The 9474-nt window shown below is 67.2% G+C and carries 9 protein-coding genes and 4 pseudogenes; 8 read left to right on the top strand and 5 right to left on the bottom strand.

Features of this window, described 5'->3' with window-relative positions:
• The first annotated feature begins 212 nt into the window (after window positions 1-212).
• The 4 genes from ABTZ58_RS36215 (at window position 213) to ABTZ58_RS36200 (ending at window position 2678) form a co-directional block, all read left to right on the top strand.
• Window positions 213-857: a helix-turn-helix domain-containing protein gene (locus ABTZ58_RS36215; RefSeq protein WP_351366527.1), complete on the top strand. Its 645-nt coding sequence runs from the start codon at window positions 213-215 to the stop codon at window positions 855-857.
• Entirely contained in the window at window positions 854-1087 is a 234-nt protein-coding gene (locus ABTZ58_RS36210; protein ID WP_351366524.1) for a hypothetical protein, read from the top strand. The genes ABTZ58_RS36215 and ABTZ58_RS36210 overlap by 4 nt, the downstream gene beginning before the upstream one ends.
• A 10-nt stretch (window positions 1088-1097) precedes the next feature.
• The gene (locus ABTZ58_RS36205; RefSeq protein ID WP_351366521.1) at window positions 1098-2093 is read left to right on the top strand and encodes a hypothetical protein; all 996 of its coding nucleotides are present in this window, start codon (window positions 1098-1100) and stop codon (window positions 2091-2093) included.
• A 285-nt stretch (window positions 2094-2378) separates the two neighbouring features.
• Window positions 2379-2678: an RICIN domain-containing protein gene (locus ABTZ58_RS36200; protein ID WP_351366518.1), complete on the top strand. Its 300-nt coding sequence runs from the start codon at window positions 2379-2381 to the stop codon at window positions 2676-2678.
• Window positions 2679-2973: 295 nt separating this feature from the next.
• On the opposite strand, the pseudogene ABTZ58_RS36195 reads toward ABTZ58_RS36200, so the two are convergent.
• Window positions 2974-3188, bottom strand: a pseudogene (locus ABTZ58_RS36195) (peptidase inhibitor family I36 protein); the annotation flags it as partial.
• 246 nt (window positions 3189-3434) lie between these two features.
• Here ABTZ58_RS36195 and ABTZ58_RS36190 point away from each other — a divergent pair.
• Entirely contained in the window at window positions 3435-3629 is a 195-nt protein-coding gene (locus ABTZ58_RS36190; protein WP_351366515.1) for a hypothetical protein, read from the top strand.
• 71 nt (window positions 3630-3700) lie between these two features.
• Window positions 3701-4467, top strand: a pseudogene (locus tag ABTZ58_RS36185) (IS5 family transposase).
• Window positions 4468-4469: 2 nt separating this feature from the next.
• On the opposite strand, the gene ABTZ58_RS36180 reads toward ABTZ58_RS36185, so the two are convergent.
• From ABTZ58_RS36180 to ABTZ58_RS40360, 4 genes and pseudogenes are all read right to left on the bottom strand, one after another.
• On the bottom strand, window positions 4470-4922 hold the full coding sequence (locus ABTZ58_RS36180; RefSeq protein ID WP_351366512.1) for a hypothetical protein: 453 nt from the start codon (window positions 4920-4922) through the stop codon (window positions 4470-4472).
• 398 nt (window positions 4923-5320) lie between these two features.
• Window positions 5321-5719, bottom strand: coding sequence for a peptidase inhibitor family I36 protein (locus ABTZ58_RS36175; RefSeq protein WP_351366509.1), 399 nt, complete (start codon window positions 5717-5719; stop codon window positions 5321-5323).
• 664 nt (window positions 5720-6383) lie between these two features.
• Window positions 6384-6683: pseudogene (locus ABTZ58_RS40365) on the bottom strand (hypothetical protein); the annotation flags it as partial.
• A pseudogene (locus tag ABTZ58_RS40360) lies at window positions 6575-7378 on the bottom strand (DUF6192 family protein); the annotation flags it as partial. The pseudogenes ABTZ58_RS40360 and ABTZ58_RS40365, both read right to left, overlap by 109 nt.
• Window positions 7379-7987: 609 nt before the next feature.
• Here ABTZ58_RS40360 and ABTZ58_RS36165 point away from each other — a divergent pair.
• Complete coding sequence (locus tag ABTZ58_RS36165) at window positions 7988-8332, top strand: hypothetical protein (protein WP_351366503.1); 345 nt, start codon at window positions 7988-7990, stop codon at window positions 8330-8332.
• Between the two features lie 117 nt (window positions 8333-8449).
• The gene (locus ABTZ58_RS36160; RefSeq protein ID WP_351366500.1) at window positions 8450-8992 is read left to right on the top strand and encodes a hypothetical protein; all 543 of its coding nucleotides are present in this window, start codon (window positions 8450-8452) and stop codon (window positions 8990-8992) included.
• Window positions 8993-9474: the final 482 nt, after the last annotated feature.

The following is a 9474-nucleotide window of genomic DNA, read 5'->3' as shown; positions in this document are numbered from 1 at the left end:
TCCTCGCGTGGAGCACGGTGATGACCGTGCTGGGACACCTCGCCGCGGCCGTGGCCCTGCTGCCCTCGCTCGGCCTGCTGGTGCAGCAGCTCACCACCGCCGCCCACAGCTGCGGCACCACGCCCGCCCACGCCCCGGCGCCGCAGCCGGCCGGGCCCGAGGAGCCGCAACGATGACCTCCACTCCTCAGAACGATCCACCCCCTGCCGGGGATGTGCCGGACGCACCGCTGTCCGTGGCGCCCGCCCCGTTCGTACCGGGCCGGCGCGGCCGCCGCGCGGAGCCGATGGCCGACAACCTCGGCCCCAGCCACGGCCCTGCTCGAGCGTCTGCGCCACCAGATATCCACTCGCGGCATCACCCTCGACGAGCTCGCACGGATCACCGGCTTCTCCAAGACCCGCATCTCCGCTCTCCTGCGTGGCATCGAGTACTACCCCAGCTGGGAACTCACCTACAGCGTCATCCACGCCCTCGGACTGCCGCCCTGGCCCCTGTGCCGCCTGTGGACCGCCGGCGCCTACGAGGCCGCCAAATCCACCACGTGGATCACCCAACGCATCGCGGCCGTCCGGCCGCTGGGGCCCGAGGAGCGGCCCGTGGAACACCACGGCTTCATCGAGCAGATGGAGCACTACTACACCGCCTACGCCCGCGCCCTGCTCCACATCGAACGGCCCGAACGGATCGTGGCCGAGGCCTTCGACATCCTGTGGGCCGGCTGGGACGAAGCAGAAGCCGCGGCCGGCCCCAACCTCCCCCGCTACGCCTGGCGGCTGCTGCGCTCCCGGGTCATGTGCTCCGCGTCAGACGGCACCCCGACGGGCGCCCCGACCTGCGCCCGGCCGCGTTCATGACCGTCGCACAGAGCCGGATCGAGGACCCGGTGGCCCGGTTCGTCGAGATCAGCGAAGTCGCCGACTTCTTCAACACGATCAGCCACGTCGTCCTGCGCTACCTGTGCGAGTTCACCCCCGACGAGGTCCAGGAAGCCACCGGCCTGTCCCCGGCCCACGTCCACACTCTCGACCACCACGCACGAGGAGCCCTCGAACACCTCCACGACCGTCCCACCGCCCGGGAGTGATCACCCCGACATGAGTGCCATCGATGACCTCCTCGCCCGCTCGGCTCTGCTGAAGAACCCCCGCATCCCCGCGGACACCATTCCCTGCCTCGGCACCCGTTCCGAGGACACCTCCCCGCCCGACGAATCCTGGAGCCTCGCCGAAGAGACCCTCGTCGACGACACCGCCGCCGAGCACCTGCGTTCCTTGTGCGAGGTCGCCGTGACCCACGCCAGCACGCCCCAGATCACCGACTTCATCACCGAGCAGCTCCCCAGCCCGGAAGGAGCCTGGATCCTGGGCTGCCTGCTGCACCTGGCCGGCGCCCAGGACGGCGCACGCTACTGGTGGCAGTACGCCGCCGGAGCCGGCGACCGCGGCGCCAGCTACTGCCTTGCGCTGCACCACCGGGCCCGTGGCGACCACCAGACAGCCGACTTCTGGCTCGACCAGACCGGCGACAACTCCGACACCGACCCCGACGACGGATGCGCGGCCAGCACCGCCACCATCCTGCGCATGGTCGCTCAGCTGACCGCCGACAGCGTCCGCACCTACAGCGACACGACCCTCGCCGTCATGTCCTACACCACCGCAGCCGTCAGCGACGGCTACCGCCGCAACCCCGACGTCGAAATCCCCGCCCCCGGCCCCTACTTCGCCGAGATGCTGCAGATCATCCTCGCCGCCCTCACCGACCCGCACGACGACTGCACCGCCCTCACCACCAACCCTCTACCTGCCCGCCCGATCGAAGATGACGAGGTGGCCGCCCGCCGCACTCAAACACCCGACCCGGACCATGTCCTGGTCCAATCCGCGGCCCCCGACGCCGAATCCGCCTCCGCCTTCCACGAGGCAGCCCTCGCCCACGCCTGGACCCACATCCCTCCGGAACAACCCCACAGCCCCGGCCAGAGGGAAGTTTTCATGCGCTTCCTCCTCGACCGCCGCCGCCTATGCACGCCCGCCCGCGCCCGTTCACACGACCCTGCGGTGCGAGACCTTCTGCGGTCCAGGCCATGACGGATCTGGCCCCCTTTACCCGAGGAGTCCGGATCCGATGGGACGCGGCCCCCGTCCACGTCGGCTGGTGTCCGTACCGGACACACGGCCCCGGCTATGGCGGATGTGCCGGTCGATCGTTGGCCTGGCGAAACCGGGAAGCTGGAGGCAGCGGGACCGCGGCGGCGTCGGATCGAAGCTGCCGTCGTCGTGCCCGGCGAGGCGGCTGGTGAACTGTCCGATCCAAGGCGGTCGGTTATATGGGAGGGCAAGCTGCCACTGCTACATGTGAAACCGTCCTGGGCGGTGCACAGTGGCAAGGCCATGTCCGTCGACGGCGACGACACCGCCGACGGTGCCAAGGTCGTCCAGTGGGAGTACGAGGCGGGCAAGGCCCACCAGCAGTGGCGCCTGGTCCAGAAGGACAACGAGCACTTCGCCCTGCAAACCGCCACAGCGGCCAGTTCCTGTCCGTCCACGGCGAGGACACCGCCAACGGCGCGGCACTGGTCCAGTAGCCCGGCGGCGATGGGGCCCACCAGCAGTTCCGCCTCGGCTAACACCCCTGCGTCCGCCCCCGGTCCCGCCGCGTGCCGGCCGTGCTGACCTGCCGGCCCGCGTGCTGCCAGCGCACGCGGGCGGGGCCCCAGCGTGTCGCACGACCGGCCTTCCCACTCTGCTGGCCCGGGACCGCGCACCCGGGGGCAGCAGCGTTTCGCTTCCGAAAAGCGAAGGAGCCGGGCCCCGGCATTCCACTCTCGCGCGGGAACAACTCCGGCCAGGCCACGGTCGCGTTGACGGTCGCGGCAGCGGGCCAGTCCCGGGCGGCAGGGCCGGGCCGACCGTCCTCCGCCCGGGGGTCCTGCCGGAGGGCAGGCCCTCGGGCCGCGCGTCGGGGCCGTCAGCAGCTCATGGCCCATCGGTGGGAGTCGCCTTGGTCGTTGGCGACGCCGTTCCAGTGGACCTCCTGGCCGGGGGCGAGGCAGATGCTCATGGAGCCGCTGTGCCGTGCGCGTTCGAAGACCTGCACGAAGGCCAGGACCCCGGGCCTGGGATGCCGTGGTTGGCCCAGGAGGAGTCGGCGTCGGCGATGTGGCTCTCCCACCAGCCGTCGTCCCGCCCGAAGACACGGCCGCCGCCCCATGTACGACCGGTGGCCGGCGCCGTCATCGCGGTCGAACGGATTCGGCAGTCCTTGCCGGATCAGTGCACATCGTCGGCCAGTGAGTTGAGCAAGGCGGGACTTTGCTGTGGCTGATGAAGACAGGAAACCCAGTCCAAGCGCGCGGCCACGTGCGCATCTAAGCTCAGGACATGAGCTTCACTGCCCTCCACCGCACACTAGGGCGTGCCCCTGGGCCCTTGACCGACGAACTCCTGGACGCTGCCGTGGAGGCTGGCGTGACTGAGGCCGACGACCTGGACTGGAAATCCGAGCTTCCGCCGGCAAAGGGTCTGTCGCAGACGGACTTCCCGAAGGACATCGCGGCGATGGCGAACAGCGGCGGCGGCATCATCGAGCCCTTTCCAACCTCCCATGACGGCCGGGGCAGTTAGGCTGACAGACAGATGAAGCCTCTGGTAGATGGGTTTTCGACCAAGAGAACCGTCTCCACCAGAGGCTTCGCATGCTTGTCTACCCGTCCGGCGTCGACGTGTCCAGCGCTGCCCTGCGCTTCCTCGCCGCCCGTCTGAGGGAACACCGCCGCGCTCTCGGAACACGATGGCGCAAAGCCTGAACGCAGGCCGACAGGCCCTGCTCACCCTCGCCCACCTGCGCAACGGGCAGCCCTACGCCCAGCTAGCGGCCGGATTCGGGATCGGCACCACCACCGCCTACCGATACATCACCGAGGCCGTCAACCTCTTGGCCGCCCTCGCCCCCACCCTCACCGAAGCCGTACGAGCGGCGTCGACGAAGGCGTACGTGATCCTGGACGGGACACTCCTGCCGATCGACCGAATCGCCGCCGATCGCCCGTTCTACTCGGGCAAACACAAGAAGCACGGCATGAACGTGCAGGTCATAGCTGATCCGCAGGGGCGTCTGATGTGGGCTTCACCAGCCTTGGCGGGCGCCGTTCACGACGTCCGTGCCGCGCGTGAGCACGGCATCATCGAGGCACTCGCCGAGGCCGGCATCGCCTGCTGGGCAGATAAGGGCTACCGGGGTGCAGGCGGCACGGTCCGTCTCCCTTACCGCGGCCGATGGGACAGCCTCTCCACCGGCCAGCAGGCCGTCAACCGGTCCCACGCAAAGATCCGTGCATTGGTCGAGCAGGCCATTGCCACCCTCAAGTCCTGGCGACTCCTGCGCAAGCTCCGCTGCTCGACGACCCGGATCACGAGCCTCGTCCAAGCCGTCCTGGCCCTCCAATTCGCCGCCTCGGGCTGAGATCAACCCGCAGCATTGACCAGGTCCGTCAAATCGGCCTCGGTCATGCCCGCCCGCAGACGAACGTCGAACGTGTAACCCTCGTCGCAGAACACCAGGTCAAGGTCCGGGAGTGTCAGCCCGCGGAAGACAATCGCCAACCAGATCGCGTCTTCCTCCGAGACGTCCATGTACAGGCAGGTACCATCCTCGTGCAGATACGCCTCACCTGGGCCGTTCTCCGTCTCAAACTGCCATACGAGGCTGCGCACTTCACTGCGGTGAATAGAGTCGATCTCAGCCTCAGACCACCGGGCACGGATCGCTTCTGTCAGCGCTTCTCGATCGATGCGCCATCCGCCCACATCACCCTCGACCACCGCCAAAAACGTCACGAGAGCGGCCGGTACCCAATCCGCCGAAGCGGGTGGCAAGGGCACCGGCCAACCAAAGAGCCTTACGAAGAGGAACTCCACCTCAGCTTATCCCGCCCGCACCCTCCTGTTGGGCTGCCCACGGCCTGCGGCTCCGGGACGCTTGAACGCCCGCCACGGGCCCGATGACGCAGCAGCCGGGCAACTCTGCAGCTAGGCGGCTGCGTTCTGATCACGTGGTCTGAACGAAACGGCCTAGCAGAATTCGCCGCCGACGTAGTCAGCAGACCCATTGATGGCGTTTTGGAGGTCCGTTCCGATCTTGAGGCCAAGGCCGAGCACAGACTTGCTGGCCGCGCCTGGCAGGTCGGCGCCTGGCATCCGAAGTCATCGACAAACGACACTCGTTGAGAGTTGCGCAGCCAACCCGGTGATGCTTGCCGGGCGGGGCTGACTGCTGGATACGTATCGGGCGCCTTGTTGCGGTGGGTGGGGGAGGGTCAGCCGCAGTTGTTGCGGTTGATTTTCAGGGAGCGGGTCTGGTCGTTGAGGTTGTAGCCGCGCAGGTCGTGGATGGAGCCGCCGCTGCGGGTGATGCACACGTGCCGGCCGCTGTGGTTGCGCTTCTCGTACACGCGGGCGGTGCGGTCGGAGTTGTTGCGGATCGAGCTGCCGCGGTCACGGATCGCGGAGGGCAGGTCCTTCACGCTGCCGTCCACGGCACGCCGCACCCAGGGCTGGCCGCCGAAGTTGATCTCTGGGTAGATGCACACGTAGCCGGAGGGGCAGTCGATTGCTGCCTTCACCGCGCTGGGGGTGCTGGAGGCGGAGGCGGGTACGGCCATCGGGGCGATGGCCAGTGCGGCGATCGCCGTGGCACGCATCAGGTTTTTGATCACGCACTACACCTACTGGACACTGAGGGCCGGCATGGCATGGTGCGCTGCGAGTTCACTCCACTGGGCGACCGGTGCGCCGGTTGGCGGCCCTGGCACTCGCCGGGGCTCCCACCCCTTGGGTGCGGGAGCCCCAGCCGACTGGATCAGGGGACGGGGTTCTCCTTGACGAAGAGCACCAGCAGGTCGTGACACTTCCACTCCCGACAGGAACCGCTCGGCCCTGAGCGATTTCGGAAGTACTTGAGTAAGTACTGAACGTAAGATTCTTTGCTCGTCTGCCCTGCACGTTTCTTGCTTCCCAAACGCTCTATGGCTGGAGGCGCACGCCTCCGGCGCCGAGGGGGGCGGCGTTTCCCAGACCACTTCCAACGGGGAGGGCACGTGCACGACGCTGTTACAGCGTTGCTGCTGACCGCGCTGGCCATCCGGGTTTTCGGCCCTGACGCCCTGCGACTGTCCAGGCGGATACTGACGACTTGCGTCCGTGTGGGTATTACCGGTATGCGCCCGTCTGTGTCGGACGAGCCGTGCGCTGTCCCGGGCGAGCTGACCGGGGGGACCGGTGAGTGAGGGCGGGCCGGAGGAGTCCGGCGGCGCAGTGGGCGTCCCGAGTCGGCGGCGGAAAACCGTGCCGATGGCGCAGTGGCCTAACGCCGCCCGAGTCTCATACTGCCATTTGTCCATAACCGAGTCGAGGGTGGCGTCCACTGCCTCTTCGGTATCCGCGTCGGCCCCCAGTTGCAGATAGGCGAAACTCATATAGCTCTGTCGCCTGTCCGCATGAAACGCCCAGCCGTCGAGCCAGTCCACCGCCGCGCGGACCCGGCCGATCTGGCGGCGGACGGTCTCGCGCTCGTCCTCGGTGAACTCCTGCCCGCGCAACTGCGGGACCACCCAGGGTGGCGACGAAGCCGTGGGAGCCGACCAGGTCGAGGTACTCGATGGTGTGCTCGATTTTCCGGACGGCCGGTGTGCGCTCCCGGATCCGTTCGCGCGCGTTGCGTTGGAGTTGTCGAACTGCGCGCGGTTGACGAGCATCCGGGTGGTGTCGTCGCGCATCGCTGTCCGGGCGACGGTCGGCCGTCGCAGCAGGCTGGTCGTGACCTCTTTGGCGACCGTGTCGTCCCTGGTCAGCTCTGTGGCGACCCGCACCCGTTCGGCCGGGGTGACATGTTGGGTCACCGCCGGCCGCTTCAGCAGATCGGTGGCGACCTGGGCAACGACCTCGTCGTCCCGGGACAAGTCGGCGACGGCTTGGACCTTTTCATCCACCGTGACCGGGCGGTCGACCCGCTGGCCGACGACCCGCTTCGCGCCGTCGGGCGTCCACTGCCTCGCACCGGTGCGCGGGTTGAACGGCGCGTCCTCGATCGCCGCCCACCGCTCGTCCTCATCAACGACCGAGGCCAGGATGCGGTGGACCGTGAACGACACCCCGTCCTTGCGGCGTTCCTGCGGCCACCGGTTGGCGGTGTAGCGCCAGTCCTCCACCGTCCGCCGACACCGATGTCGTCCGCGAACATCTGCAACGACTCCGTCACCGTGAACAGGTCGTCCGTGCCGTTCGGCATCGATCCGCCCACCGACCTCATCGGCTCGATCTCCAGCGCCATGTCCCCCAGCGCGAACTGCGCGCGGTTGCCGGCCCGCCGCGGCCATCGCGCAGCGCCGCGCGGGCCTTCCACCTCTCCTCAATCCCGACCAACCCATAGCAGGCCTAGCCCGCCGCTCCTGGCGGCAGCCAAGGCCCGCCGATGCGGAAGCTACCTGTTCCGTCTTGGTACGGCGCTTGTGGCCCCCTGCACCGGAACGGAACGCCCGTCGCGGCATCCCGATTTGCTGACCGACGTCTGATGCCAGGTCATCACGGAGCCAGTGGCCCACCCGGTTGGGTCTGCTGCGTTACTCGGTGGGCTGTCCTCACTCGTGAGTGTCTTATCCGTCCGAGAGATGGGCGGCTGCGGCGCGCCGAATCGCCAAGGTGCTCGAAGGACCGTTTATTCCGGCAACGTTTGAGCGGTGTGGCCCCGAGCCGACTAGTTGCTATCGAAAACACCTACGTCTGATGAACATCCGGACGGTTAATCCTGTGACGGCGGCACGTCACATGATTTGACCAGTTTGATGGGCTGCCGATAGGACTTCTCTCGGGGGAGGCGATCAGCCTGGCATTTCTCCTTGCCAGGCTGATCACGCCCTATTGGCGAGGGCGTCTACCTTTCCCGTCGCTACGCCTTTGCGCTTTCCCTATCTGTAAGGAGTTTCCTGATGGTTTCTGCCCGTACCCGTATTGCTTTTGCTGCGGCGGCCGTAGCCGCCTCGGCGATCGTGCTCGGCCAGGCTCCCGTCGCCTTCGCCGGTGAGAACGACAATGATCTTCCCGTAATGATCGTTTCTCCGGCTCCAGGGAAGATCGTCAAGGAGCACAAGGTCACCGACACCTACCAGTTCGACCCCAAGGGGTCCTCTGAGGAGTCGTCGTCCTCTTCCCAGCCGCCCATGCCCCCAATGCCGGAACCCGGCGCCGTGAGCAGCGCCAAGGACGCCGCCAACAGCACCGCCCTGTCCGCCACCTCTGGTGCATCCAACACCGTCGACTCACTGCTGAAGTAAGGCCCTCGCAGGGCCAGTCACATCATGCGCAGTCGGCTCGGGTGCTACCGCGCTCCGGGCCGGCTGGAGCGTTCAAACTTCCATGTGATGCAATCGACGTATCGAAGGGAACTATCCATGGTCTCTGCCGTCTCGGGCCCGACGCGATGTGCGCCCGAATTCCGTCCGCGCCGCACCAATTCGGCAGGCCGGAGCGTGATTCGCCGCGCTGCTACGGCTTTGGCAGCCGCAACGCTCCTCCTTGCCGTCCCCGGCCCGGCGCAAGCCGAACCTCCAACAAAGATCCACATTCTCCATGCCAAGATGGGGGAGTATTCACAGAGGGGTAAGAGCGGGTACAAGAACAGCGTTTACGTCTCTGTGAAGTATCAATGCCAAGCGCAGGACAATTGGAACTACGTGGACATCACTCTCTACAGGAGAAGTGGGGAATTCGGCACGGGCTGGATCGACAAGCTTGAATGCGACGGCACATTGAAGGAACGTCGAGGCGTCAAGATCGAATCGATGGCTAACATGGGGTTCCAGCCCGGCACGTGGAAGGTCGATACCTGTTTCCTCCAGGCTGACGGCCCGCCTAAGACACAATACGCGCGCTGCGATATGCAAGGCGTGCGAGCGCACAAGGAAAATCATCCAGATGTATCAGTCAGTAGGTGACCCCGGGCCACGTCCAAACTGTGGGCGGCGTGGGGCGACGTCCCTGCTGAGGTCGTCGGGGCGATCGGCGCTCTGGGCATGTCCGCCACCCCTCGCGGCCGGCCGGGGTGCCCCGCTAGGCCACAGCCTCCAGATGCGGCAGGTGCCGATGGCTGCATCCGTATGGAGGCGGAAGCGGTAAAGCCGCGCCGTGTCGAGATCCAAACCGGAGTGTGATACCCGGTTGTGAGCGGTGGAGCCTGATTGAGGGTTAGGTTCCAGAGCCAGCTCGTGATGCCCCCGTCCGGACTGCCGGGTGAGGGCTGGCTGCATTCATCCGCTGGCGGCAGCACGCTCAGCCGCCTGGCTGATTGGGCGGTGCGCGCTTCGGCGGCGGAGATGACGGTTTCGTGCTGGCGGTGGCGCTGCTCGTACTCCAGCACCTGACGGGCCACGCTGGAGGGAGCATCGTGCAGCCCGGCGGTGATCCGGTCGGGGTTCAT

It is taken from the genome of Streptomyces sp. NPDC094143, from assembly GCF_040303825.1.
In the GTDB taxonomy this organism is placed as follows: Bacteria; Actinomycetota; Actinomycetes; order Streptomycetales; family Streptomycetaceae; genus Streptomyces.
The sequence above is the reverse complement of the archived record's forward strand: the minus strand, read 5'-3'. Positions and strand labels throughout refer to the sequence as shown.

What these genes read in the sequence shown, in the direction of transcription:
- ABTZ58_RS36160 (WP_351366500.1), top strand. Translation starts at nt 8,450, where the DNA reads ATGGTCTCTGCCGTCTCGGGCCCGACGCGATGTGCGCCCGAATTCCGT.
- ABTZ58_RS36215 (WP_351366527.1), top strand. Translation starts at nt 213, where the DNA reads ATGTGCCGGACGCACCGCTGTCCGTGGCGCCCGCCCCGTTCGTACCGG.
- ABTZ58_RS36165 (WP_351366503.1), top strand. Translation starts at nt 7,988, where the DNA reads ATGGTTTCTGCCCGTACCCGTATTGCTTTTGCTGCGGCGGCCGTAGCC.
- ABTZ58_RS36205 (WP_351366521.1), top strand. Translation starts at nt 1,098, where the DNA reads ATGAGTGCCATCGATGACCTCCTCGCCCGCTCGGCTCTGCTGAAGAAC.
- ABTZ58_RS36210 (WP_351366524.1), top strand. Translation starts at nt 854, where the DNA reads ATGACCGTCGCACAGAGCCGGATCGAGGACCCGGTGGCCCGGTTCGTC.